Source organism: Bradyrhizobium diversitatis, assembly GCF_016031635.1.
GTDB lineage: Bacteria > Pseudomonadota > Alphaproteobacteria > Rhizobiales > Xanthobacteraceae > Bradyrhizobium > Bradyrhizobium diversitatis.
The window spans coordinates 141,808-165,922 of record NZ_JACEGD010000001.1 but is presented as its reverse complement, the minus strand read 5'-3'; the positions used below and the strand labels follow the sequence as shown (position 1 = coordinate 165,922).

23 protein-coding genes and 2 pseudogenes are annotated in these 24,115 nt (G+C 61.4%); 13 read left to right on the top strand and 12 right to left on the bottom strand.

All coding sequences use genetic code 11. From position 1 onward, the window contains the following. Window position 1: 1 nt before the first annotated feature. Window positions 2–679, top strand: coding sequence for a glutathione S-transferase family protein (locus H1B27_RS00745; RefSeq protein ID WP_197964596.1), 678 nt, complete (start codon window positions 2–4; stop codon window positions 677–679). 25 nt (window positions 680–704) lie between these two features. On the opposite strand, the gene H1B27_RS00740 is transcribed toward H1B27_RS00745, so the two are convergent. Continuing rightward, window positions 705–1,904: a CaiB/BaiF CoA transferase family protein gene (locus tag H1B27_RS00740; RefSeq protein ID WP_061883624.1), complete on the bottom strand. Its 1,200-nt coding sequence runs from the start codon at window positions 1,902–1,904 to the stop codon at window positions 705–707. A 101-nt stretch (window positions 1,905–2,005) separates the two neighbouring features. Further along, window positions 2,006–2,638 carry a 2-hydroxychromene-2-carboxylate isomerase gene (locus H1B27_RS00735; protein WP_197964595.1) on the bottom strand — a complete coding sequence of 211 codons (633 nt, stop codon included), beginning with the start codon at window positions 2,636–2,638 and terminating at the stop codon, window positions 2,006–2,008. Window positions 2,639–2,879: 241 nt separating this feature from the next. Here H1B27_RS00735 and H1B27_RS00730 point away from each other — a divergent pair, with 241 nt between their 5' ends. Continuing rightward, window positions 2,880–3,395, top strand: coding sequence for a winged helix-turn-helix transcriptional regulator (locus H1B27_RS00730; RefSeq protein WP_060735362.1), 516 nt, complete (start codon window positions 2,880–2,882; stop codon window positions 3,393–3,395). Between the two features lie 181 nt (window positions 3,396–3,576). Here the strand turns inward: H1B27_RS00730 and H1B27_RS00725 are convergent. The 9 genes and pseudogenes from H1B27_RS00725 to H1B27_RS00690 all read right to left on the bottom strand — a co-directional run. Next, window positions 3,577–4,065, bottom strand: a pseudogene (locus H1B27_RS00725) (helix-turn-helix domain-containing protein); the annotation flags it as partial. A 163-nt stretch (window positions 4,066–4,228) separates the two neighbouring features. Beyond that, a pseudogene (locus tag H1B27_RS39905) lies at window positions 4,229–4,414 on the bottom strand (amidohydrolase family protein); the annotation flags it as partial. 7 nt (window positions 4,415–4,421) lie between these two features. Beyond that, on the bottom strand, window positions 4,422–4,685 hold the full coding sequence (locus H1B27_RS00720) for a PepSY domain-containing protein (protein ID WP_061883626.1): 264 nt from the start codon (window positions 4,683–4,685) through the stop codon (window positions 4,422–4,424). A gap of 188 nt (window positions 4,686–4,873) precedes the next feature. Continuing rightward, window positions 4,874–5,509: a response regulator gene (locus H1B27_RS00715; RefSeq protein ID WP_197964594.1), complete on the bottom strand. Its 636-nt coding sequence runs from the start codon at window positions 5,507–5,509 to the stop codon at window positions 4,874–4,876. Between the two features lie 163 nt (window positions 5,510–5,672). Next, window positions 5,673–6,302: a response regulator gene (locus tag H1B27_RS00710; protein WP_061880476.1), complete on the bottom strand. Its 630-nt coding sequence runs from the start codon at window positions 6,300–6,302 to the stop codon at window positions 5,673–5,675. 105 nt (window positions 6,303–6,407) lie between these two features. Then, a complete protein-coding gene (locus H1B27_RS00705) occupies window positions 6,408–7,403 on the bottom strand; it encodes a sensor histidine kinase (protein WP_245312069.1) in 996 nt (331 codons plus the stop codon). A 777-nt stretch (window positions 7,404–8,180) separates the two neighbouring features. Beyond that, window positions 8,181–8,999: an outer membrane beta-barrel protein gene (locus H1B27_RS00700; RefSeq protein ID WP_061880477.1), complete on the bottom strand. Its 819-nt coding sequence runs from the start codon at window positions 8,997–8,999 to the stop codon at window positions 8,181–8,183. 266 nt (window positions 9,000–9,265) lie between these two features. Further along, window positions 9,266–10,528 (bottom strand): arginine deiminase, encoded by a 1,263-nt coding sequence (gene arcA / locus H1B27_RS00695; protein ID WP_197964593.1) that lies wholly within the window; start codon window positions 10,526–10,528, stop codon window positions 9,266–9,268. A 25-nt stretch (window positions 10,529–10,553) separates the two neighbouring features. Further along, the gene (locus tag H1B27_RS00690) at window positions 10,554–11,987 is read right to left on the bottom strand and encodes a basic amino acid/polyamine antiporter (protein WP_197964592.1); all 1,434 of its coding nucleotides are present in this window, start codon (window positions 11,985–11,987) and stop codon (window positions 10,554–10,556) included. Window positions 11,988–12,341: 354 nt separating this feature from the next. Between H1B27_RS00690 and H1B27_RS00685 the strand changes: the two genes are divergently transcribed. Continuing rightward, the gene (locus H1B27_RS00685) at window positions 12,342–12,845 is read left to right on the top strand and encodes a DUF1269 domain-containing protein (protein WP_061880480.1); all 504 of its coding nucleotides are present in this window, start codon (window positions 12,342–12,344) and stop codon (window positions 12,843–12,845) included. Window positions 12,846–12,864: 19 nt separating this feature from the next. On the opposite strand, the gene H1B27_RS00680 is transcribed toward H1B27_RS00685, so the two are convergent. Then, on the bottom strand, window positions 12,865–13,578 hold the full coding sequence (locus H1B27_RS00680; RefSeq protein ID WP_061880481.1) for a Bax inhibitor-1/YccA family protein: 714 nt from the start codon (window positions 13,576–13,578) through the stop codon (window positions 12,865–12,867). 255 nt (window positions 13,579–13,833) lie between these two features. Here H1B27_RS00680 and H1B27_RS00675 point away from each other — a divergent pair, with 255 nt between their 5' ends. From H1B27_RS00675 to H1B27_RS00630, 10 genes are all read left to right on the top strand, one after another. Then, window positions 13,834–14,061: a DUF6894 family protein gene (locus H1B27_RS00675; RefSeq protein WP_197964724.1), complete on the top strand. Its 228-nt coding sequence runs from the start codon at window positions 13,834–13,836 to the stop codon at window positions 14,059–14,061. A 149-nt stretch (window positions 14,062–14,210) separates the two neighbouring features. Continuing rightward, window positions 14,211–15,650: a basic amino acid/polyamine antiporter gene (locus H1B27_RS00670; protein ID WP_197964591.1), complete on the top strand. Its 1,440-nt coding sequence runs from the start codon at window positions 14,211–14,213 to the stop codon at window positions 15,648–15,650. A gap of 29 nt (window positions 15,651–15,679) precedes the next feature. Beyond that, window positions 15,680–15,922: a hypothetical protein gene (locus tag H1B27_RS00665; RefSeq protein ID WP_061880513.1), complete on the top strand. Its 243-nt coding sequence runs from the start codon at window positions 15,680–15,682 to the stop codon at window positions 15,920–15,922. A 41-nt stretch (window positions 15,923–15,963) separates the two neighbouring features. Next, entirely contained in the window at window positions 15,964–17,085 is a 1,122-nt protein-coding gene (locus H1B27_RS00660; protein WP_197964590.1) for an AI-2E family transporter, read from the top strand. A gap of 11 nt (window positions 17,086–17,096) precedes the next feature. Next, complete coding sequence (locus tag H1B27_RS00655) at window positions 17,097–17,690, top strand: hypothetical protein (RefSeq protein ID WP_197964589.1); 594 nt, start codon at window positions 17,097–17,099, stop codon at window positions 17,688–17,690. Window positions 17,691–17,696: 6 nt separating this feature from the next. Further along, window positions 17,697–18,176 carry a DUF992 domain-containing protein gene (locus H1B27_RS00650; RefSeq protein ID WP_376708963.1) on the top strand — a complete coding sequence of 160 codons (480 nt, stop codon included), beginning with the start codon at window positions 17,697–17,699 and terminating at the stop codon, window positions 18,174–18,176. Window positions 18,177–18,314: 138 nt separating this feature from the next. Beyond that, a complete protein-coding gene (locus H1B27_RS00645; protein ID WP_061880487.1) occupies window positions 18,315–18,872 on the top strand; it encodes an HdeD family acid-resistance protein in 558 nt (185 codons plus the stop codon). Between the two features lie 185 nt (window positions 18,873–19,057). Further along, a complete protein-coding gene (locus H1B27_RS39900) occupies window positions 19,058–19,483 on the top strand; it encodes a hypothetical protein (protein WP_246515035.1) in 426 nt (141 codons plus the stop codon). A gap of 54 nt (window positions 19,484–19,537) precedes the next feature. Further along, entirely contained in the window at window positions 19,538–20,779 is a 1,242-nt protein-coding gene (locus H1B27_RS00635) for an efflux RND transporter periplasmic adaptor subunit (RefSeq protein ID WP_197964587.1), read from the top strand. Beyond that, window positions 20,776–23,898, top strand: a complete 3,123-nt coding sequence (locus tag H1B27_RS00630) for an efflux RND transporter permease subunit (protein ID WP_197964586.1) — start codon at window positions 20,776–20,778, stop codon at window positions 23,896–23,898. Before H1B27_RS00635 ends, H1B27_RS00630 begins: the two co-directional genes overlap by 4 nt. The last annotated feature ends 217 nt before the right edge of the window (window positions 23,899–24,115 follow it).

Genomic DNA, 24,115 nt, shown 5'->3' with positions numbered 1-24,115 from the left:
TATGAATGCGACACCAGACCTGACCCTGTGGGGCGTTGGCACGAGTCGCACCATTCGTCCGCACTGGGCCATGCACGAACTGGGCTTGGCCTACAAGACAAGGCCCATTGGCCCGCGAACCGGCGAAACCAAGACCGCGGAATACTCGAAGCTCAATCCGCGCCAGAAGATCCCGCTGCTTCAGGACGGCGACTTCTGCATCGGGGAGAGCGCAGCGATCGTTGCCTATTTGTCGCGAATGTATTCCACGGCGGGACGATCGCTGATTCCGGAAGCTACCCGCGAGTATGCGGCATGGCTGGAATGGTGCTTCTTTATCGTCACGGAGCTGGATTCCACCAGCCTTTACGTGATGCGCCGCCATCGGGCCGACGCGCTCGGACCGATCTACGGCATTGCGCCCGAGGTGGTTGCGCAAGCCGGCGAGTATTTCCGCCAGCAGCTACGGCATGTCGAAGTCGCACTTGCAGACGGCCGGCAATTCCTGATGGGCGAACGGTTTACCAGCGCAGACATCCTGCTCACGACGTGCCTGGAGTGGGCCATCGCCTATGGCGTCGGCATTTGCGACAACGCTCAACCCTATCTCGAGCGCATCCGGAAACGAGAAGCCTTTCAGCGAGCCGTTGCGGCGAATGTTCCGATGGCACCGATCACGCCGGCGCCGGTGAAGGTCTAGAATACGTCGCCAACGGGTTTCGCGGTCAGACCGCGACACGCACGCTGCGCTCGGCGACCATCTTGTCGATGGCGCCGTCGTCGTAGCCCAGCTCGTACAACACGTCGCGGGAGTGCTCGCCCACCCTGGGAGCAGGCCCACCGATCGCGGCCTCGTTGATCGCAAAACGCGCTGCCGGCTTCGGTTGCCGCACCCGTCCGACTTTCGGCTGATCGAACTCCGCGATGATATCGCGCGCGACCACCTGTTCATTGTGGATGATCTCGCCCCGCCGCAGGATCGGTGAGCAAGGAACATCGGCGGCGTCCAGACGCTCCAGCCATTCTGCGGTGGTGTGCTGGCTGATATACTCCGCCATCTTGTTGATGCGCGCCGTGGCGTTGACCGAGCGCGCCGATGGCGTCGCAAACCGGGGATCCTTGGCCAGCTCGGAGTCGCCGGAGGCCTGGCAAAAACCCTGCCATTCGGAGTCGGAAATGGTACCAGCGGTGATGTAGCCGTCGCTGGTCTTGAACACGAGATCGGGCCGATCGTTGGGATCGGCAGCAGTGGCCTCGGCACCCACCACCGTGTATTGCATCATGCCTTCCGGCCACAAATACGAGATCATCGCGTCCAGCATGGCGACCTGGATGTGATCACCCTGCCCTGTCTTCTCGCGCGCGTAGAGGGCTGCCGCGACCGCCTGGGCGGTGAACACGGCGGTGGTCTTGTCGCAGACGATAGTCCGGATCATCTGCGGACGGTTCGTGACCGGCTGCGACTGGATATCGGCAAAGCCCGACAGGCCCTGAATGATCGGGTCGTAAACACGTTTCTTCACATAGGGTCCGCTGTCGCCAACACCGCTGATCGAGACATAGATCAGGCGCGGATGGCGCTGGCGCAACTCTTCGACGCCGAGACCGAGGCGCTCCATGGTGCCGGGCCGGAAATTCTGCACCAGCACATCCGCCTTCGCGACCAATTTGGCCAGAACCTCACGGCCGGCCGCGCTTTTGACATCAATCGACAGCGAGCGCTTGCCGCGATTTGACGAAATGAACAGTGCCGAAAACTCGCCATCCTTGTCGATGGTAGCGCGGCTGCGTCGGGTAATGTCGCCGCCGATCGGCTCGATTTTCAGGACGTCCGCGCCCTGATCCGCCAGGAACATGGTCGCGAAAGGACCCGACACCACGCCTGTCAAATCGAGGACACGAACGCCGTTGAGGGGGCCGGGCATGACATTCTCCCTGAATTGGTTTTGTTATAAGGCCGACTGAGCTTTCGTCACGCAGGCGCGCGGACGTCTACCCGGCTCTGCAAAGGCTCCAGGTTCTGGCCTCAGGCCGTCTTCGAAACGGGTTGGCCGATCTGCTCGACGATCGACTCCTCCACATCGCGAAGCTGGTCCTTCCCGAAGAACATCTCATCTCCAACGAAGAAGGTCGGCGAGCCGAATGCGCCGCGGTTGACCGCGTCGGTGGTGCGATCGATCAGCCCCTTCTTGACGTCGTCCTGCTGCGCACGTGCAAGCAACCGATCGATATCGACGCCTGAGGAGATGAACGCTGCTCGGAAGGTTTCGAGGTCATCCATCTTCTTCGGCTCCTCCCACATGTGGTGGTAGGCCGCGCGGAAATAGGGTTCGAACACGCCTTCGAACTGCGCCGCGACGGCGCTGCGCATCAACATCAGCGTATTGACCGGAAAGAACGGATTGGAGCGGAATTTCGTCACGTTATGCCGGCGAATGAAGCGTTGCGTCTCCAGCGCCTGGTATTCGGGTTTGTTCTTGATGCCATGAAGCGACTCGAACGGAGACATGTTGCCCGTTGCCTTGAAGATGCCGCCGAGCAGGATCGGGACATACTCGAATTTCACGCCGGTGCGCCGTTCGATTCCGGGAAGGGCTAGTTCCGCGAGGTAAGCGTTCGGGCTGCCGAAATCGAACAGGAATTCAACTTTCAGGGACATGTCAGCTCCTCCCGCAGAGCGCGATGTTTGTTAGGCCTGGCGTGATCTTGTAGGCCGAACGCAGCCTGCCCCTCCTTCTATAGTTCTAAAATTGAACTGTCAAATCTACTTTGAATTCCGTTGGTTTGAAACGACCGGCAAGGTATTGTATCCACTTTAGTGCCTATCTAGAATGGTAGGAGTGGCGTCTGCCACTCCCCTGATTCGAGCGGAACAGGCGCCGGTCGACCGGAGAGCAGGAATGAAATGGGATGAACTTGAGGAAGAGCCATGTTCGATGGCTCGCACCATCGGTGTGATTGGTGACCGCTGGACTCTTCTGATTCTCCGCGAATGCTTCCTGCGCACGCGCCGTTTCGAGGGGTTTCAGTCAGCGCTTGGAATCACCCGCCATCTGCTCGCAGAGCGACTGAAAAAGCTGGTTCGGCTGGGCGTCCTGCGCCGCATTCCTTACCAGGAGTCGCCTAAACGCCACGAGTATATCCTGACGCAAAAGGGCCTCGACCTCTATCCGATCATGATGGCGCTCGTACATTGGGGCGACACCCACATGGTCGACGAACGCGGACGCCCCTTGCTGCACGAGCACCGCAAGTGCGGCAAGATGTTCGACCCCGTCATGGTGTGCTCGGAATGCGGCGAACCGCTTTCGGCCAAGGAAGTTCATGTCCACCCTGGTCCAGGCGCGCGCCCGGCTCCGGAGAGAGTCCTGCTCGACAAAAAAGCAAAGCCGAAGCCCCGCAAGAAAGCGGCGTAAGAGCGCCAAGCCGCGTTTCCCGCGCAATGGCCGCAGGCGAGTTCATTGGCGCCGCTTCTCGTGAAAACTCTTGTCCAAGTCGCAGGCAACGTCGGCAATCCCGGCTCCCTGCGGACGCTTGGCGAAGGCCGCGCGTGTGGACCGCTTTTCGCGCCAATGTCTTGAAGGCACTATACGTCATCGCTGGAATGGCGATCGCCTGCCGTATCTGGCGAGCGTCGCGCGCCGGCGGCGCGCCGAATTGCCGAACGTACTCTCGGCTAAATTGGGACGCGCGCTCATAGCCGACCGCGAACGCCACGTCGGACGCAGTATGCTCGCCCGCAAGCAAAAGTTGGCGCGCCTCCTGCAACCGGAGTTGTTTTTGATATTGGAGAGGGCTGAGGCCGGTCATAGCCAAGAAGTGACGATGCAGGCTTGCCCGGCTCATGCCGCTCGCGTCGCATAAGGCCTCGATGCGCAATTGAGTGTTGTGGTTGTCCCTGATCCACTGAACGGCCCGTCGGATGCGACCCAGTGGACCCTCGGGCTCGGCGATCTGACGCATCAGCCGTCCCTGCGGACCTTGCAGGAGACGATAGAGCAATTCCCGTTCGACCATGGGGGCGAGAACGGGGATATCGTTCGGGGTGTCCAGCAACGACAGCAGGCGTAGCAATGTGTCGCGAAGCGCGAGCCGTCATCCACGTCCTCATCGATCAAGTTGCGGACATTTGTTTTTGATTGTGTGTACATTTATGGCGCCTCGCCGAGACATGGCCCGAGTGACAGTTAAGGGTAATACTCTAGTCTTCATGTAAGTTCGAAGCGCACCGCTACATAGAATAGGCGTGCTATTGTGCTAACGCATTCTTGTAGATCGTTCCGTCCTTCATGATAACGATGAACTTCGTGGGGTCGCCGACGGGATTGATATTCTCCAGTGGATTTCCTTCGACCAGAAGCAGATCGGCCAGAGCGCCGTGCTCCACAACGCCAATCTTTCCCGGATAGGGATTGCGCTTGCCGGATAGAGCCAGCGCCTATCTAGCGGTCAGGCCTGGTAGATATGATCTCGCCTGTCTTTGGGTCGGCGAGAAACTTCATCTTCTGACCATCCTTGATGCCTTCGCCTTCCCAGCGACCGTCATCCGCTTCGATCTTGCTGACCAGCGCAAAGCCCGACTTAAGGACCTTCTCGATGACTTGCTGGATCGGCATCCAGTCAGGCCCCGGTCGGTCAGCAAGCGCGACGTTTGCGGCAACAGCCGACAGAACGACTGCGAAAACAACAGGTGCACTCCTACTCATGCCGGCCTCCTTGCTGCGTGTGCTGACAAGTCTCGCAGCATTGCGGAATCGAGTCACTCCCAAATTCCGCCTGGGGCGCTTAGGGGTAAATACCGACATCGGCGGCAGCGTGCGCCCCCGAGTTGAAGACAGTCGATGATCTCTCGGCTCACACATCTGGCGAAATATCTTTTAGCCGGAGATGTCTCTCAGGGCGCTACCAATTTCTTGCGGATGGCGTAACGGACCAGTTCAGCGGTCGAGGACATTCCCAGCTTGCGCATCGCGGAAGCGCGATGGGTCTCGACGGTCTTCACGCTCAACTGCAAAATGGAGCTTATGGACCTGTTGGTATGTCCTTCCGCTATCAGTTGGACTACGCTCTGCTCGCGCGAGGTGAGCAGCATATCCGACTTGTTCAGCTTGTTGAGCTGGTAGTCGTGGAGCAGTTTCTCCAGCAGCACGCTCGTGAAATAGGGCCTTCGATCCAGCAGCGCTTCGACGGCGGACAGCAGGTGTTTCCTCGCATCCGATTTGAACAAGAAGCCTCGGACACCGGCCAGAATGGCTTCGGTCAGCAGCTCTTCGTTTTCATGCATCGTCAGAATCAGAACTTCGCTGCGCAAGCGAAGTGACTTCACTCGGCGACTGACCTCTAGCCCGTTCATGAGGGGCATCGAATAGTCGACGATCACGACGTCCGGCTTTGTCTCCAGAGCCAATGCGACGGCCTGCTCACCATTCGTTGCTTCACCGACAACGATCCAGTCGGAGCGCGTATCGACAATCGCGCGCAGCCCTGAACGCACGATTTCATGATCATCCGCAATCAAGATGCGTTTCACGACATCGTTCTCCTATCCGACCGCAATCGGCGGAGATCATCGGCAGCAGAACAGTCGAGCGATCATACAGATCACGGGCTGAAGCATCATCCTATAAAACCCCCAGATGGCCGAGCGATTTTACCGACGCCGCCTCGGCCCACCCCACCCCAGAAAGGCATTGTCATGCCTCGACCAGCTGCGCGCGGACGGCGTATCGTACCAGCCCCGCGGTCGAGCTCACGTCCAGCTTGCGCATCGCGGCGGCGCGATGAGCTTCAGTGGTCTTGACGCTGAGGTTGAGGATCGCACTGATGCCCTTGTTGCTGTAGCCTTCTGCAACCAGCTTAACGACGACCTGCTCGCGCGGAGTGAGGCCCGGATGCCGGTCTGCATTGCTGCCTGATCCGCCGTTCAGTTCGTTTCGACATTTTTCGGTACAGAACTGCTTGTGCGCCAGAAGGGCATCGACGGCCGTCATCAGCAATCTGCTTGCGTCCGATTTCGCCAGGAAAGCGCGCGCGCCTGCCTCGAATGCTTGTTGGGCGAGCAGACCGGAGTTGTGGACCGTGAAAATCAGAACCTCGGTTTGCAGCGGGTATTCCCTGATTCGCCGCGCGACCTCCAGTCCGGTCATTCGCGGCATGGAAAAATCGACGATTGCCACGTGAGGTCGACTCTCGATCGCCGCTGTCAGCGCCTTGCTGCCGTCGCTCGCCTCGGCGACTACTTCCCAATCCGCTCGTTGCCTTAGCACCGCACGCAAGCCCGACCGTACCGCTTCGTGATCGTCTGCTATGAGAATACGCTTCATGGCGAGCACTCCAGTCGCTACTCGGCGGCTGGGTCGAAACGAACTCGTTTCCGCTTGCCGCCGGTGATCAGTGCTTTTCTTCTCAATGCGTGCCTGCGGGGGCCCTCATGACAGTGGGGTCCCTTCGCCGGCTTCTCTCGTGACCGAGGCATGCGGAAAGACTGCGCACAGAACGGTACCGGAATGATGCGGACCCGAGCGGATCTCCAGTGAACCTCCGATCTGCTCAAGTCTTGCTCTCATGGCCGGAATTCCAACGCCGGTCGATATCGGCTGGTTCGTGGGGCCAACCTGAAGCCCACGCCCATTGTCGCTGACGGTTAGCCGAAAATGGCTGCCGGTCCCCTCGATGACGATGCTCACTTGCGTCGCCTTTGCATGGCGGAATACGTTCGTGAGCGCTTCTTGAACGACCCGAAGCAATGAGCGCTGGTTTTCGTAGGGCAATCGGTCGACGCCAGCCACGATCCTCGTCGTGATCCGCAAGGACGTGCGCGTCGCGAATCCATCGGCATAGCGCTCGATCGTGGCCTTGAGCCCGTCGTCTGTCAGATTTTGCGGGTGCAGCAGGTAGGCAAAAGCGCGGATCTCCCTGAGCGCCGCGTCGATCGACGCGTCGATCTCATCGCAAAGGCGCTCGGCCCCGACCGGGTCGCCCATGCTCTGTCGGAATCGCATCATGCCAAGACTTGCGGCAATCAGATGCTGACAAGTCGAGTCGTGCAGATCAGACGCAATCCTTTGCTGGATATCCTCCTGAATGGACAGCAAGTTGACGCTCTCCTGCGCAAGCGAGCGTCCAGCAGCGTTATGGAAAGATCCTTTGCCCACGATACGATGGCTGCCGATCAAGCGGACCGCACCATCGGCTACGGCATCCATGATCGGAACAACGGTAGTTTCCATGTTCTGGCGCTCGCCGCCAAACGCAAGGGAATGGCGAATCCTGACCTCTGTTCCTTCTGCGCGGCACGCGCGGAGAGCTTCGCTGACGGCTTTGGCGTCGTGCCTGTTGAGGCAATTGGAGATCTCCATCTCCCGGACATCTTCAGACGAGATGCCGAGACGAAGCTCGAATGCCGGATTAATTCCCTCGTACACGAAGTGCCCTCGAAACGAAGGACGGGCTACAAAAAGAAGATCGGGTGAGAACACCCAGTACCGGCGTTCGCTGGTTTCTTCCGAGCCAAGTCGCAACCACCTTCTAGCACTGGTTCCACTCGACTCACGGGCGGGCGAGCTATGTAGCTTCACGGTACGCACCACTATTCACTGGTGACGCCCGATATTGAAGCTCAACATATTGAAGCTCAATATATTGAGGCCGAACATCAGGAGTCTCCTTGCCCCGCCGGCGAGGTATCAATGGATCAGGCGACGCGCCCTTGGGGTAGGCGGAGTATACACCGTCAGGTTGCTCACACCACCAGGTAGTGTTTCTGACGGAATAAAATCTTGCATCGGTGAGACGCATCGGGCGGATCGGATGAGCGGTTTTTTGCCAGATTATCCCGCTGCAATTCAAATAAGGTGCAATAGATACTCAAGCGCAGCAAACAGCTTTCATGATGGCGTCGAGGGGATCGCACCATGCTGAGTCGCGGTGTGTTAGCGGCTCACGTCGCCGCTCGTGTTCGGCTTGTTCTTCTTTCTTTTCGTCGCGTTTGGAGCTCCCTCTTGCGGCGGGGCGATCACCAGCGGATGAGACGGCATCCGCAGCCGTTGAGTGCCGGCATCGTCCCTGAGTGCATCCGTATCCAGACGTTGGCTTCGGTCCACAGAGTCGCGCGGGTCCGCGGCTGCGGCGGATGCGGCGGTCAAACCGACAACAACTCCGATCAGCACCCAAGCACGTCTCAACATCATCTTGCAGACCTCTCAAAAGGCGAAGTCGAGACGGGGACCGATCCTGAGATCCCTGTAGCGCCGCACCATGACGTTCGATTCTCGTGCCTCGTACAGCACAGTGGTTGTTAGCGAAACGTTGCTGGCAAAACTATACTTCAGGCCAATATCCGCGGAGTAGATTTGATCTTGCCGACCCCTGTTCAGCCCGTCGGTGAACCAGAAGGCTTCGAACAACGGCGTGCTCACGATCGACCATTTTGGATCGAGTTTGACTTCTATGCCGAGCAAGGCATCGAAGCGCCAGCGGCGAGCTTCCGCAAGGTCGGAAAATCGGTAGGTCAGGAGCAAGAGCGGTGAGAGCGTCACATTGTTGACGCGGAAGTCGCGCGCCACCGAGCCCATCACGTCGTCTGAGGTGAAAGCGAGGTCGCGATAGATGCCGTCGAAATCGTATCGGTGCTCGTAGATGGCGGAGAAGCGCCAGCCCTCCCAATTCTCCGTCAGGCGCGCTCCCATCCGCGCCACTGCGGCATTGCCGTCTTTCTCTCTCGAAAAGGCGTCATATTGTGCGCGTGCATAGAGCCGGTACGACAGGTCATCTGTGAGGTTCCCATCCAGCCTGACGCTGACGTCGGGCTCGTAGAAGAAATCCGACCTGCGGTTGTCCCGGCTGAACAAGGCATTATCCGTGAAATTCGGCGTGACGGAGCCGACCACGCTCCAGGACGGAGCGGAATAATACGGGACAGGGCTGCTCGCCTTCAGTTCGGTGAGATCGACGTCCGCCGCCCAAGCAGTGCCGGTTCCCAACAATCCCAGGACCACCAAAAGAGCTCTCGATCCGCGCATGATGTTCCTCGATGGCTTTGCGTGCACCAGGAATCGCCTCAGCCTGGGCGACGATTGTGGCGTGTTAGTGGTATGATTCAAAATCAGTGATTGAATCGATCGATCGCCATTTCGTAAATTGCCGAAAGGTTCTCCCTCGCCGCCGCGGAACAAACGCGTGGAGCCAACGCTGCGCTTGCGATCGACCGCGCAGGTACAAGGGGGCCGGAGTGGCGCTCCGCCCATAAACGCCGGCTTCACGACCGAACCCGGTCGATCCGCACGGTCTAGTAGTCCGCCGCGTCCCTGATAATCGGACAGGTCATGCAATGACCGCCTCCCCGGCCCCGCCCGAGCTCCGCCCCGACGATGGTGATCACCTCGATCCCTTCCTTGCGAAGCAAGGTGTTGGTGTAGGTATTGCGGTCATAGGCGAACACCACGCCTGGGGAGGCGCAAACCAGATTGGCGCCGCTGTCCCACTGCGTTCGTTCCCGCATGTAGGCGTTGCCCCCGGTCTCGATGACACGCATCTTCTTCAGGCCAAGGGCTTCAGCCACGACATCCACGAAAGGCTTTTCATCCCTGCGCAGCTCGAGGCCGGCCGAATTGTCGGCCGGCCGGTATGAAAAGGCCGCGATGTTGTTGACGATGTCGGGATACAGCAGAACGCAATCCCTGTCAGCGAACGTGAAGACGGTATCGAGATGCATCGCCGCACGGAGCTTCGGCATCGCAGCCACAATCACACGCTCCGCCGCCTTCTTCTCGAACAAAGCCGCGGCGACCTGGCTGATCGCCTGTCGCGAGGTGCGCTCGCTCAACCCGATCAGCACGTTGCCCTTGCCGATCGGCATCACGTCGCCGCCCTCCAGCGTCGCAAGGCCGTGGTCCCGCGTCGGGTCGCCCCACCAGACTTTGACCTTGCCGGCGAAATCCGGATGGAACATGTAGATGGCTGTCGCGAGGATCGGCTCCTCGTGTCGCGCCGGCCAGTAGAGCGAGTTCAGCGTGACCCCGCCGTAGATCCAGCAGGTCGTGTCCCGCGTATACAACGTATTGGGAAGCGGCGGCAGCAGATACTCGGTCATGCCGGCGGCCTCGCGGACGAGCTTGAGCATCTCGCCGCCATGGGCGTCCGGGAAGTCATGGGTCGAAACGCCCCCGATCAGCGTTTCAGCCAGATCGCGCGGCTTGAGGCTTTCAAGGTAGCCCCGCAGCTCATCGACGAGGCCGAGGCCGACCTGATCGGGAACGACCTGGTTGTCGAGAATCCACTTCCTGGCCTCGGGGATCGCGACGGTCTCCGCCAGCAGATTGTGCATCTCGACGACTTCGATGCCGCGGTCGCGCATCTTCTGCACGAAGTCGAAGTGATCGCGCTTGGCGTTCTCGACCCACAGCACGTCGTCGAACAGCAGGGTGTCGCAATTGGACGGCGTGAGGCGCTGATGGGCGCGGCCGGGGGAGCAGACCATCACCTTCCGGAGTTGACCGACCTCCGAATGGACCCCGAAGGAAACCGAGCTGTCCGACGCCTGCTTTGCCATGGGAGTTCTCCCCGGGATGCCTTGCCTAGATGGTGATGTAGCCAGTCGCCAATCCGTGGATTCCGACGGCAGCGCCGACGGCAGCGGCGATGAAGATGACCCACTCGACGGCCGTAAAGACCCGCGCCTTCTGTTCCAGACGCGCCCAGAAATAGAGCGCGGTACCGGGCGCATAGAGGATCAAGGACAGCAGCAGGAACTTCATTCCGGCGGAGTAGATCAGGAATAGCGTGTAGACGACGGCAATGCCGGCGAAGACCATGTCGCGCGTTCTGTCGCTGCTTTCCTTACCGTAGGTCTCGCCACGCCTGACGAGCAGAAGTCCATAGGCCGCGACGAGGAAGAACGGAATGAGCGACATCACGCTCGTCAGATTGAGCATCAACGCGAACGCATCCTGCGACCAATAGGTGCTGATGACGAAGAGCTGAACGATCCCATTGGTGAGCCAAAGCGCGGCAGCCGGCACCTTGTTCGCATTTTCCGTGCCGAACAGGGCCGGCATGTCCCTGGTCCGCCCGGCGGCGGATAGCACCTCGGCGCAGATCAGCGACCATGCGAGATAGGCCCCCAACACCGAAACCAGAAGCCCGACGCTGACGAAGATCGCGCCCCAATGTCCGACGACCGCCTCCAGCACCGTCGCCATCGAAGGCTGCCGCATGTCGGCAATCTCGGCGCGGTGAAGCACGGCATACGGCAGCATGGTCACGAGCACCATCAGGCTCGTCACGATCGTAAATCCCAGAATGGTCGCAGCGCCGACGTGCGCACGTTCCTTGGCGTAGCGCGAATAGACGCTGGCACCCTCGATGCCGAGAAAGACAAATACGGTGACCAACATGGTCGCACGAATCTGCTCGAACAAACTCTTGTCCGGCATGCCCTCTCCGCCCCAGAAGTTCGTTCGAAACAGGTCCGCCTTGAACCCTATGATCAGGATGACGATGAAGACGAGTATCGGCACGATCTTTGCGATCGTCACGATCGTGTTGATCGCGGCCGCCTGCTGCACACCGCGCAGAATCATGAAATGAAACAGCCAGATTCCGATCGAGGCGACGACGATCGCGATCACCGTGTTACCGTCCCCGAAGACCGGGAAGAAAGCACCCAGCGTCGACTTGATCAGCACCCAATAGGAGACGTTGCCGATACAGCTGCCTATCCAGTATCCGAATGCCGACAGGAAACCGGGATAGTCGCCAAACCCCTCCTTCGCATAGGCATAGACGCCGGCATCGAGCTCGGGCTTTCGTTCCGCCAGCGCCTGGAACACCCGCGCGAGGGTGTACATGCCGCCGCCCGCGATGCACCAGGCGAAGATGGCTCCGAACGGTCCGGTGGCGATACCAAAGGTTCTCGGCAGCGAGAAGATACCCGAGCCGACCATCGAGCCGACCACCATCGCGGTCAATGCGAACAGCGAGAGCTTCTGGATTGACGGGTTCGCAGTCATGTGAGGACCTCGCGACGGGCGTGCGTTGCATCCCGGTCGATCGACTTGCCCACCGTTTGCACCATGCGCCTTGCGCCGGGCCTGGAATATCGGGTGATTACCTAGTCAAAGATCGGGATTCTCCTCGCCAACGAGCGAGCGCTCACAATGAGACGCAGCCGAAACTTCGGCTTTCGATACGATGCCGCCGTAATTGCCCCAGGGGGCGGCAGCGTCGCGCATCAGGAACATTCATCCCCAGGGCCTTAGGGTTTTCTCCGATGCCGTGCCAGGGGGGCGGCAGCTAATCTTTCAGCGTGTCGCGCCGGACCGACCAGGCTTGGCCGGCGGAACTCGACCCAGCAGGAGGCTTGCATGTCCGATCTAGTAGCGATCGTGTATCCATCCGAGGCGAAGGCCGAAGAAGTGCGTCAACGGCTGCTCAGGCTGCAGAAAGAATATCTGATCACAATCAGCGACGCAGTGATCGCCGTGAAAACCGATTCCGGCGGCATCAAACTCAACCAACTCGTCAACACGACAGCGATCGGCGCGATGACCGGAAGTTTCTGGGGACTGCTGATCGGCGTTATCTTCCTCAATCCGATCCTCGGTGTCGCGGTCGGCGCGGCATCGGGCGCGCTCGGCGGCGCCCTCTCCGATTTCGGCATCGACGACGCTTTCATGAAGGAATTGTCTGCGTCGCTCAACACCGGCAACGCCGCCTTGTTCGTCCTGGTCAAGAACATGACGGCGGACAAGGTGCTGAAGGAGATCAAGGAGGCCGGGGGGACCGTGCTCAAGACGTCCCTGGATGATACCAAGGAACAAGCGCTGCGCGACGCGCTCGCAAGCGCGGCGAAGCAGCCGGCGGCCTGAACGGCTGCCCTTGGCCCGCTCAGCGCCGGCCGCCGGCGAGGCGCAGCAGCATCATGAACAGGTTGATGAAGTTGAGATAGAGGGACAGCGCCGAAATCACGGACTTGCGGCCAGCCGAAGTTTCATCATCCCTGTTGTCGTACATCGCCTTGATCCGCTGCGTGTCATAGGCCGTGAGTCCGGCAAAGACACCGACGCCCACGACCGAGATCAGCCAGTCCAGCCCGGAAGACTGCAGGAAGAGGTTGACCAGACTGGCAATGATGACGCCGATCAAGCCCATGAACAAGAAGGTGCCGAGACCGGATAGGTCGCGCCGCGTGGTGTAGCCGAACACGCTGAGCGCCCCGAAGGTCGCGGCCGCGATGAAGAAGACGCGTGTGATCGACGCACTGGTGTAGATGTGGAACAACGTCGAGAGCGAGACGCCTACCAGGGCGGCATAGATGAAGAACAGAAGCCGTGCCGTTGATACCGACAGCGTATTGATGCGCGAACTGATGAAGAAGACCAGTGCAAGCGGCGCCAGGATGAAGACCCACATCAACGGGCTCTCCAGCAAGGCCGGACCCGTCAGCTGATAGGTCAGCCACGCGACAACAGCGGTCAGGCCGACGCCGGCGGCCATGTAGTTATAGATGCGCAGCATGTAGTCGCGCAGTCCGGCGTCCACCGCGATTGTGCCACCGCCGCCCGCACTCGATGCCGCCAGGTTCTGATCATAATGTGACATTGCTCGTCTCCTCTCAGAGCTTGCTGACAGCGCCTACGCTATCGCTCGGGCTCAGAGGACGGCATCGGACAATCACCCGAACGGCGGCGGGGAAACCACCCTGTTGCCCCTGCAATATTCCGGCGATCCGCAGCGACCATCCCGCTCATTACAAATGGGCAACCTGGAACCGCCGCTCACCCCTCCTCCTTTTGGAGGGGGAGCCTTACGCGTTTGTCACTAGGAGATGATCGCGGCGCGGCCTAATCGGCTGACATGCGCTTCTATTTCCACATCGTCGACAAATACGGTCTCACTCCCGATGGGACCGGATGCGAATACGCCGATCAGGATGCCGCGGTTCTGCATGCCCAACGCATTGCGGCCGAACTCGCGAAGGCCGGTGAATTCTGCCGTTCCGGCGTCGTGCTGCTGGCAGCCGTTCCCGGGCGGCCATCACCCAGTGCTTGCGAAGGCGCAACCGACCCTACGGCAGGGGCCTGACCGGCGCCGCGCCGATCTGCCTGGCGATTTCCTGCCCCTACTCCCTACAGAGAATCCCTGATGTCCGAGGGGGAAAGCCGCCTCTAAGGTCTTCGCCGGGTTGGCCGGCATCAGTGCCCGCCGATCGCGGATTGGAAGGCCATCTTGCCATGGCTTCATCAGCGAACGATGTCGATCAAAAACTTTCGCGCAATGCGCTAATCGCGCTCGTGATCGGATCGATGGTCGGCTCCGGCATCTTCGCATTGCCGGCGCAGTTCGGGCGCACCACTGGCGCTTTGGGAGCGATCATTGCCTGGATGATCGCAGGCACCGGCATGCTGATGCTGGCCTTCGTGTTCCAGACCTTGTCACACCGCAAACCGGACCTCGATGCCGGCATCTATGCCTACGCCAGGGCCGGGTTTGGCGAGTATATCGGCTTTGCTTCGGCCGTGGGATACTGGATCGGATGCTGTCTTGCAGATGTCGCCTGTCTCGTCTTGATCAAGGCGACACTCGGACAGTTTTTCCCTGTCTTCGGTGACGGCTCAACTGCGGTGGCGATCGCTTCGGCGTCCGTCCTGCTGTGGGGAGTGCACGTTCTGCTGCTGCGCGGCATCAAGAACGCCGCCGCGCTCAATACGATCGCGACCTACGCCAAGATCGTTCCCATCCTGCTGTTCATTGCAGCCGCCGCCATCGCCTTCGACGGCAGGCTTTTCTCCCTGAACTTCGCGGGAGCGGAGCAGCCGGAGCATTCAAATGTGCTCACCCAGGTTCGCGGCACGATGCTGCTGACCGTATTCGTGTTCGTCGGGATCGAAGGCGCCAGTGTCTATTCCCGCTATGCCCGCAGCCGCAGCGATGTTGGATTCGCGACCGTTGCCGGCTTTCTGGCGGTGCTCAGCCTGCTCGTCCTCGTGACACTGCTGTCCTATGGCGTGCTGCCACGACGGGAACTGGCGGATTTGCCGACTCCATCGATGGCCGGCGTCATGGAAGCGATGGTCGGCGGCTGGGGCGGCGTGTTCATCAGCGTGGCACTCCTGATCTCGGTCCTCGGCAACTACCTGTCCTGGTCACTGCTGGCGGCTGAGGTGCTGCATTCCGCCGCGGTCCAGCGCACCATGCCCTCCTTTCTCGCGACAGTGAACGCGCACAAGGTCCCTACGGGAGCGCTCTGGCTCACCAACTGCGTCATCCAGACCTTCCTCCTCGTCACCTGGTTTGCGGAATATGCATTCACGCTCGCGTTGAAGATGACGAGTGCGATGACGCTGATCCCGTATTTGTTTGTTGCGGCCTACGGTCTCAAGCTCGCCTGGACCGGCGAGTGCTACCGCGCTGGCGAGCGCGCCCGCCTTGGCGACTGGATCCGCTCGGCCGTCGCGACGTTCTACGCGGCCGGGATGATCTACGCAGGCGGGCTGAAATTTCTCTTGCTGTCGTCGATCCTCTATGCACCCGGCACGCTGCTGTTCCTTCTCGCCAAGCGCGAACGCAAGGAAACACCGTTCAGGCCGTTCGAGGCGATCCTCTTTGCGGCGATCACGGTCGCCGCTTGTGCCGGCGTCTACGCACTTTCCACGGGAGCCATCTCGGTTTGAGCCCTTTCCTTGGCTGCATGGAGGCGAATATGAGCATTCGAGCTATCTTCGGCGTCCTGATCCTGGGCGGCGGGTTAGTAGCGGTTTCCGCATCTCCAACCCTGTTGCTGGCCCAGTCGGCTGACAAGAGCGGGGTGGCGCCGAAGGACACCGATGTATCGGCGCCGAAGAGCGTGGCGCCCAACACCAACACGAACCCGACCAAGCACCGCTACTGGCGTCATCGCGGCGGAAAGCATCCGCACTTTGGCAGCCGACGCGTCCGCACCTAGGCGCCGCGAACGATCATCCACCCTCGCGATTGGACCGATCCATGAGCGATTCCAGGATAGGGCCGGAACGGCTTCGCGAACTCCTTCCTCACGACGATTCCGCCGGCCTGGCGGAGCACGCCGGGCGCGGCGTTCTCGCGACCGGGCTCAGCCTGCTCGCTGCCTGTGTTTTCCTGTTTCTGGCGTGGCAGACAGTGTCCAGTCTCCTGCTCATCTTTGCAGGCGTGCTGTTCGGGGCATTTCTGGATGCCTGCGCAAGGGCGCTGGCCCCAGTCCTTCCGCTCGCGCGCGTTTGGCGGCTGACGCTGGTCCTCCTGCTGTTCTCCGCTCTGTCGACATTTGGACTGGTATGGGGTGCGGGCAAGCTACCGGAGCAGACGCGTCTCCTGCTGAAGGTCATGGACAGCCAGATCGACGTCCTGCAGGAGCACCTCCTGTCATACGGCGTCGACCTGCTCGGCCCGGAATGGGGCCGCGACTTTGCGCAATGGCTGTTCTCGGATCAGGGACGTTTTCTTAGCCACGCTCAATTCCTGCTCGGTGGAGCATCGAGTCTGCTAACCGGCGCGCTGGTCATCGTGTTCCTCGGAATCCTCTTCGCGTTCGATCCGACCAGCCATCGCGAGAGCCTGGTCATGTTGGTGAAGCGACCCTACCGCGCGCGAACAAGAGCGGTCATGGACGAGATGGGCAGCGTAATGCGGTTGTGGCTGATCGGACAGTTCATCCGGATCACTCTCATGACGCTATGCGTCTGGGTCGCACTCTATCTGGTCGGACTGCCCGGACCTCTTGTGCTCGGACTGCAGGCAGGCTTGTCGAACTTCATCCCATACCTCGGACCGATCGTGGCGGCGCTTCCGATCGCGCTGGTCGCAATGCCACTCGGCGGATCGCTGCTGATCTGGGCAGTTCTCATCTACACAATCATCCAGTCGATCGAAGGCTATGTGATCGGTCCGTTGATCCAACGCCAGGCGGTCGAGATCCCCCCTGCCTGGACGCTGGTCGCGATCGTCATGCTTGGCGCGCTGTTCGGCGTCCTGGGCATCGCGATGGCCATGCCCCTGGTCGCGATCGGCCGTGTCGCAATCATCCGGTTCTACGTCGAGGACTATCTCGGCGACGACCCCACAGTGACATTCAGCGGCAACAGATCGTGAATGGATGGCCCATGAGCGAGACCGATCTAGAACGGAACGGGAGCACGGAGCCTCCCCCGCCTCAATTCAGGATGGCCCAATTCCTGTGGCAGCAACTCCCTTATGTGGTGGCGTTGGTGCTCGCCGTCGCGGGCGTCGCCTATACCAACGTCTCCCACCAGCCTCTCGTCGGCTACTGGGAATTCCTGGCGCTCGCCATCGGCGTGGTCTGCGTCGTGACGAAATGGCCGGAGACGCAAGGCAGGGAGGCCCAGCTCCGATTGATCTGGACCCAGGCGCTGCACTGGATCGCCGTCCTGGTCACGATGAACATCATGCTGATGTCGGGGGTCCAGCAATTGCTTCCGACACCGGCAACCGGCCTGGTCCTGCTGATGTTGCTCGCGCTCGGTACGTTCCTCGCGGGCATCAGTCTTCTGTCGCTGCAAATCTCGTTTCTCGGGCTTGCGATGGGCGTGACCGTCCCGGCGATATCCTGGCTGAAGCAGTCTGTCTTCTTCTTCCTGCTGGGTGCGGTGCTGCTGATCGGCCTCGGCATCACGTTCTGGCTTCGCCAGGACCGTCAGCCAACTTCCGCGTCCACGGACAACCAGATGGAGGCTTGAATGCCAATGAAACGATGCCTCTCCGTTGCCGCATGCGCGTTGCTCTGCACCGCCGCCTCGCCCGCCCGCGCCGACGCATTCCGCGTCGGCCGACTGTTGTGCCTCAGCTCCCCACGCGTGGGCTTGGTGCTCGGATCGGCACAATCGCTGCGCTGTACTTTCTTCTACGCACGCAGACCTCCTCGACAATACATCTACGAGGGACGCATAAGGCGCGTTGGGCTTGACCTGGGTGTGACCTCGGCAGGTAGCCTCTCCTGGGCCGTCTTCGCCAAGAATTCGCGGATCGGCCCCGCTACGCTGCGAGGAAATTATGTGGGTGCGAGCGGCAGCGTCGCATTCGGCCCCGGCCTCGGCGCCAACGTCCTGATTGGCGGCTCGCGTCGGAGCGTGATGTTGCAGCCGCTGTCGATCGAGCGGTCCATCGGAATCAATCTCGCGGCGGGCGTGACCAACCTGGCTCTGGGTCCACGCGGCCGGCGGTAGGTCGTTCGCGGGGATCCCTCCACGACGCCATGCGAACATTCCCGCACGGTCGCTCAGGGTTTCGTCGGATGTCGACGTTCCGGCTCGGAAGCTACCCTCGCCTCGGGGTGGCGATCACTAGTAGATCAGGAGCGTGGCATGACAGTCTATGACAGCCGGTCCGGCATCGCAGCTCTGGGCCCTCCACCCCTGTGGGTCTGCGCTCTCCTTGGCGTTGTCATGATCGCCGCCGGTATCGCAGCTCTCAGCGATGTGGTGTTCGCGACCATCATCAGCGTGAAGTTGATCGGACTAACGGCGATTGCGGCTGGTGCGTTCGAGATCGCCCACGCCTTCTGGACCAAAGGATGGGGCGGCTTCCTGTGGCAGATCCTCCTCGGCGCTCTCTACGTCGCCTTCGGGCTCGTGCTGCTGACCCAGCCCGCCTCGGGCGCTCTTATTCTCACTTATTTCCTCGGCGCGGTCCTGATCGCCTCAGGCGTCATTCGATGCATGCTGAGCTTCGCCCATTGGCGCCAGAACGGATGGATGATGCTGATCTCCGGCATCTTCGGGTTGGTCGCGGGCGCGCTGATCCTGTTCAGCTTCCCCACCATGAGCGTGTGGGTCCTCGGCTTCCTGCTTGGCGTCGACCTGATCTCGCACGGCCTCGCGTGGCTGCTTTATGCGCTTCAGTCCGTGCGGCGGACTGCGTGAAATAAGGAGAGGAAGATGATGTCCCCCCCGACACGCCGCGCCTTCCTAGGCCTTGCCCAAAATGCCGCAGCTGCCGCGGCGATCGGCGCCATCGGCGTCCGCTTCATTGCGGCGGCGGAAGCGATGCCGATCGCACCCGAGCTCGGCCGGTCCGGCCGGCCATCGGATCTCCTGACGCAAGCTCAATGGGGACCACCGCCTCATCCTGGCTGGGGCCGCCGGCGACCTCGCAGGCGCCGCTGGGTTTGCTGGTGGCATCGGGGTCGTCGTCGCTGCGGATGGCGGTGGATCTAGGCCTTGCGCAATCGGCAGGCTGCCGATGGGTTGTGAAGGCGACGCAACCCCAACCAGACGAGAGGGAGGAGATCGTGCGCCACACCAACCTATGGCCTTTCGGAGCCGTTCTCGCAGCGCTTCTCATTGTGGCGACCTGGTTTTCCGTGGCGGTATGGCAGGAAACGCCATCAATGCCGCTTTACCGCGACGTCATCCTCGTGGGGGCTGCAATCCTGATGCTGGTGTCCGGCTGCGGCCTGATCGCACTGATGTTCTATAGCCGTCGCAAGGGTTACGGCGAGCCGGTGCGCAGCGATCGAACACCGCGGGACTAACAAGGCGCGAGTGAAGCAACGGCTCGGTCTCAAGTCCGATGCAAGGAGCAGACAATGAACCTTGCTGGCGTCTCGATCAGGCTGCTGGCGGCGACGCTCCTGACGATCATCGCCGACGGGCTGGCCCGGACCGAACCCGCCGCGCCGGGCCCATCCGCGGTCGGCTTCGTGGAAGCGACGAGGCGATCCATCACCGAGAGCACTGAATTTCTCGGGCGGATCGAAGCAATCAATCGGGTCAACGTCGTTGCTCGCGTCACCGCATTTCTGGAACGGCGCTTGTTCGAGGAAGGCGCCGAGATCAGCAAGGGCGATGAGCTCTACCGGCTGGAGCGTGCTCCGTTCGAAGCGGATCTGGCATCGAAAGAGGCGCAGGTTGCGCAGCTTCAGGCGACACTCGAGAATGCCAAACAGACGACGGAACGTGCGCGGACCCTGCTCGGAGGTCCTGCCGGCCAACAGTCCACCTTCGACGCCGCCATCGCGAACCAGCTCAGCCTCGAAGCCCAGGTCCAGGCCGCGCAAGCCCAGGTCCAGGCCTCCCGGATCAACCTCGACTACACCACGATCAGCGCCCCGATCGCCGGCAAGATCGGACGCACAGCCTTGACGGAAGGCAACGTCGTCGGCCCAAGCTCGGGCGTGCTGACCACCATCGTCAGCCAGGACCCGATGTACGTCACCTTTCCCGTGCCGCTGCGCCAAGGACTGGAGTTGCGGGAGCGATACGGGCCGCAAGGCGGCCTGGAAGCCGTCGTTATCAGGCTGCGACTGCCCGACGGCCGCATGTACGGCCAGTCCGGCAGGCTGAACTTCGTGGACAACACCATTGCCCAGAACACCGACACGATCACCGTGCGCGGCGAGATCGGCAACCCTATCCTGCGGGCGTCCTCCGTGGCTGGCGTCACCGTTCACGAGCTGACCGACGGCGAGTTCGTTACTGTCGTGCTGGAGGGCGTCCAACCGATCGAGGTGCTGGCGATCCCGCGCTCTGCCGTGCTCTCCGATCAGCAGGGCGATTATGTCCTCGCTGTCGGTGCCGGCAACAAGGCCGAGCAGCGCCGCATCCAGCTCGGGCAATCGACTCCGACCATTGCGGCGGTCATCGCCGGGCTCGCGGCCGGCGACAGGGTCATCGTCGAGGGTCTGCAGCGGGTTCGCCCCGGCCAGGTCGTTTCGCCGGGGCCGGCAAGTTCCCTGATCCTGTCGAGCATGAAGGCTGCGGATGGTGCGGCTCCGCAGGCACCTCCCAGCACCTCCGGCAAAGCCGGCCGGGCGGACGACAAACCATGATCTCTGCGGTCTTCATCGATCGTCCCCGGCTTGCGATGGTGATCGCCTTCATCATCACCATCGCCGGCGCGCTCGCGCTGATGCAGATCCCGGTGGCGCAATTTCCGGACATCGTGCCGCCACAAGTCACGGTTTCAGGCACGTTCCCGGGTGCATCCGCCGAAGTCGTCGAGAGCAGCGTCGCCCAGCCCTTGGAGGCACAGATCATCGGCGTCGACCGCGCGCTCTACATGAAATCGACCAGCGCCAGCGACGGGAGCTACACACTGACGGTTTCGTTCGCGCTCAGCACGAACCCCGACATCAACACCGTCAATGTCAACAACCGCGTGCAGAGCGCGCTGTCGCAATTGCCGACCGAAGTGCAGCAGCAGGGAGTGACGGTCCGCAAGCGGTCCTCGTCGATCCTGCAATTCCTCGTGCTCTACAGCGCTAATGGCGAGCAGGATCCGCTGTTCATCACGAACTACGCCATCATCAACGTGCTCGATGCGATTGCGAGCACCCCGGGGGTCGGCCAGGCCAATCTGTTCGCCAAGATGAACTACTCGATGCGGATCTGGTTTGACACGCAGCGGCTCACCAGCCTCAAACTCACGCCGTCGGATGTCATTGCCGCCATACGCACCCAAAGCGTCCAGGCGCCGGTCGGCCGCATCGGCGCGCGCCCGATCAGCGACGACCAGCAATTCCAGTTCAACGTGCAGACCCTGGGCAGGCTCGCGACCGTCGATCAATTTGCCAATATCGTGCTGCGCGCCAACCCGGACGGCTCATCCCTACTGGTGAAGGACGTTGCCCGTGTCGAGATGGGCGCGCAAAACCTCGACAGCGAAGCGCGGATCGACGGACGCGCAGCCGTCCCGGTCGCGATCTATCTGGCGCCGGGCGCCAATGCGGTGACCACCGCACAAGCCGTGGCGGCGACGATGCAGCGGCTGTCGCAGCACTTCCCGACCGGACTGAGCTACCTCGTGCAATACGATTCCACGAGCTTCGTGCGCGACACCATCGCGGAGGTGTTGCAGACGCTGGGCGAGGCCTTCGTGCTCGTCGTGATCGTGGTGTACCTCTTCCTCGGCAATCTCAGGGCCACGGTGATCCCGGCGATCGCGGTTCCGGTGAGCCTGATCGGCACATTCGCCGTCCTGCTGGTGCTGGGTTATTCCGCAAATACGGTGTCCCTGCTCGCGATGGTTCTCGCGATCGGCATTGTTGTGGACGATGCAATCGTCGTCGTCGAGAACGTCGAACGGGTCATGCAGGAGGAGCCGGATCTTTCCCCCACCGAGGCCAGCAAGAAGGCCATGACCCAGATCACCGCGCCGATCATCGCGATCACCCTGGTGCTGCTGTCGGTCTTCGTACCTATCGCATTCATTCCAGGGGTTTCCGGAACGCTATTCCGCCAGTTCGCGGTGACGATCAGCGCCGCGATGATAATTTCGGCGTTGAACGCGCTGACCCTGTCGCCCGCCCTGTGCGCGCTGCTCCTGCGCCACACAGGGCCCAGGCGCGGCATCATGGGTCGCGTCCTCGCCTCCATCGACTGGATTCGTGACCGCTACAGCAGCGGCGTCCGACGCCTGGTGCGCGTCGCGGGCCTTTCCATGCTGCTCGTCGTGGTCCTTGCCGCCGGCATCTTCGGCATCTCGCTGATTACGCCGACGGGTTTCCTGCCCGAGGAAGATCAGGGCGCCTTCTTCACCTCGGTCCAACTGCCGGACGGCGCGTCGGTGGCGCGGACGAGCGAGGTCACCCAGCAGGTTGAAGACATCCTGAAGCAGATGCCGGCTGTGGACCACGTTCTTGCCATCGTCGGCTTTTCCCTGCTCGACGGCGCATCGGAATCGAACAGTGCTCTCGTCGTGACGCGCCTGAAGCCATTTGCCGACCGCAAGGCGGCAACGGATTCAGCGCAAGCACTGATCCGGCGGACCTTCGCGGCCGGCGCGCAGATCCGACAGGCCAATGTGCTGCCGTTCAACCTGCCACCGATCATCGGCCTCTCCACCGGCGGCGGGTTCGAATACCAGCTCCAGGCGTTGGAAGGACAGACCCCGGCCGAGATCTCGAGCGTCACAAACGCGCTGATCGGCGCCGCCAACGCCGATCCACGTTTGGCGCGCGTCTTTTCCACCTTCACAGCGACCAATCCGTCCATCCATCTCGATATCGACCGCGGCAAAGCGCAGGCGCTCGGTGTGGGGATAAGCGACATCTTCACCGCCCTGCAGGCGACGCTCGGCGGCATCTACGTCAACAATTTCAACCGGTTTGGCCGCACCTGGCAGGTCAACGTCCAGGGCGAAGCGTTCGATCGCAGCGACATTTCGGACATCTGGCGCATCTATCTGCGCAACAGTACCGGGCAGATGGTGCCGATCAGATCACTGGCCGGGATCAGGATCGTGACCGGGCCGCAGGTGATCACCCGCTACAACAACTACCGCTCGGTGACGGTAAACGGCAGCCCAGCGCCCGGGGTCTCCTCGGGCACAGCGATGGCCGCAATGGCCGATGTCTCGAATGCCATACTGCCTACGGGTTACAGTTTTGCGTGGACCGGCACTGCCTTTCAGGAGCAACAGGCCACTGGCCAGACCGGCATCGTGCTGATGCTTGCCGTGCTGTTTGCCTATCTGTTCCTGGTGGCGCTCTATGAGAGCACGGTGATCCCGATCCCGGTGCTGCTGTCCGTCGTCGTCGGTGTCCTGGGCTCCTATGTCGGCATCAAGCTCGCAGGCCTCAATCTCGACCTCTACGGCCAGATCGGGCTGGTGGTCCTGATTGCGCTCGCCGCCAAGAACGGGATTCTGATCGTCGAATTCGCCAAGGAGCAACGCGAGGCAGGCGTGGCGCTCGACGACGCCGCGGTCCAGGGCGCCCATATGCGCTTCCGCGCGGTCATGATGACCTCCGTCGCCTTCATCCTTGGTCTCCTGCCGCTCGTGATCGCAACCGGCGCTGCGGCGCTCAGCCGCAGGGCCGTCGGCACAGCGGTGTTCGCGGGCATGGTCGCGGCGAGTTCGATCGGAATCTTCCTGGTGCCGATGCTCTACGTGACGTTCCAGCGTCTGCGGGAGCTGATGAAGAGCAAGCCATTGCCTGCCCATTGAGTTGACCGGCGAAAGTTCGGATGGATCGGGCCAAGCACCCACAGCTCTTGGCGACCTCGCCGCACAGAGCCGTGGGCTTGAGTGTAGATGGTGGGCGCACCAGGGCTCGAACCTGGGACCCGCTGATTAAGAGACAGCCCTGGGTTGAGAAAAATCAATAACTTACTGGTCGCACCACTGGGCTTATCCAGCATATGGCGATTCAACTTGACCGCAT